Here is a 1,418-nt window from a genome sequence, read left to right as displayed (position 1 = left end):
TGAGCTGCGCCCCGGATGTTGGACACTTTTGTCTAAAGCTATGCGGCTTGTGCTCTGTACGCTACAGGGCTCAGGCCGCCGAGCTTCATCTTGATACGTTCGTGGTTGTAGTAGCGGATGTAATCATCAATCCCAGCGCGTAATTGCTCAATGCTCTCAAATTTCTCGCGGTAGAAATACTCGGACTTCAGCGTGCCGAAAAAGCTTTCCATCGCCGCATTGTCCAGGCAGTTGCCCTTGCGCGACATGCTCTGTTCCAAGCCCGCTTCTTTCAAGCGCTGGCGGTAATCCGGATAGCGATAATGCCATCCCTGATCTGAGTGCAGCATCGGCTTACTGTCAGCCGGCAGCTTCTCCAGCGCTCGTTCAAGCATCGTTCCCACCAGGGTGTAACGCGGCCGAGTATCCGTTTGATAGGCCACGATCTCCCCGTTGTACAAGTCCAGAACTGGCGACAGATAAAGCTTTTCTCCAGCCACCTTGAACTCGGTAACGTCTGTCACCCATTTCTGATTCGGCTGATCAGCAGCGAACTCCCGGTTCATGGTGTTCGGCGATGCTTCGTCCATCAGCACTCTGTACGACTTGTATTTCTTCGGTCGTACCGTGCACTTGAGGTCCAACTCGCCCATGAGGCGGCGCACTTTCTTGCCGTTGATCACGTGCCCTTTCTGGCGCAGCGCAGCGGTCATGCGACGATAACCATACCGGCCCCTGTGGTGCTCCTGAATGCCCCGCATCGCCTGTTTCAGTGGAGCGTACTTATCCTCGGCGCCCTCGCCCCCGAAGTAGGTGTAGTAAGTGCTACGAGGCAAACCAGCAGCGATCAGCAGGTATTTCAGCCTGAACTGTCGGCGCAGCGCGGTAATCAGCTGGGCTTTTTCCTTACTGCCCGGGTCTGCCTGAGCTTCGCCTCCTCTAACTCCTCGAGCTTTTTTAGGTAGGCGTTCTCCGCTTCAAGCATGCGAACTTTCTCTAGTAACTCTTTGGGCGAGAGGTCCTCGTTACGCACGGCTGCAGGCTTGGAGGACTTGGCGGAAGGCTTGGGCATGGTGCGGGTTGAACTCTTTTCTACAGAAAGCTGGTTTGCGAGCCCGTCACTGTAATACTGGCGCAGCCATCTGCCCAGCTGACTAGAGTTACCTAGGTTGAACAACGCTGCGGCGGCGCGCTGAGAAAGACGGTCATTTAGCATGCGGTGAAGCACCGTAATCTTGAATTCGGCGCTGTGGCGCTGATGGCGACGCTCAAGGCTGGACCTGCCGTGTTGCTGATAGGCCACGACCCAACGGCGAAGCAAGGTGGGATCTATCTGGAACTGGTTCGCCACATGACGGAAACCTCGGCCTCGCTTGAGGAAGGCTTCGATGGCGGACAACTTGAACTGCTTTGAATACTTGGTCATGCAAAACACCCCG

At 55.7% G+C, this 1,418-nt stretch carries 1 protein-coding gene; it reads right to left on the bottom strand.

Annotation, left to right across the window (positions count from 1 at the left end; genetic code table 11):
- Positions 1 to 38: 38 nt before the first annotated feature.
- Positions 39 to 1,405, bottom strand: a protein-coding gene (locus ACKLLE_RS27110; RefSeq protein WP_420059606.1) for an IS3 family transposase whose coding sequence is annotated in 2 segments (ribosomal slippage) — positions 39 to 940 and positions 940 to 1,405 — 1,368 coding nt in all. Because the reading frame shifts where the segments join, the coding sequence is not laid out codon by codon here.
- Between the last annotated feature and the right edge of the window lie 13 nt (positions 1,406 to 1,418).

The organism is Pseudomonas bharatica (genome assembly GCF_048586865.1).
Classification (GTDB): domain Bacteria; phylum Pseudomonadota; class Gammaproteobacteria; order Pseudomonadales; family Pseudomonadaceae; genus Aquipseudomonas; species Aquipseudomonas bharatica.
This window is presented reverse-complemented; position numbering and strand designations above follow the sequence as displayed.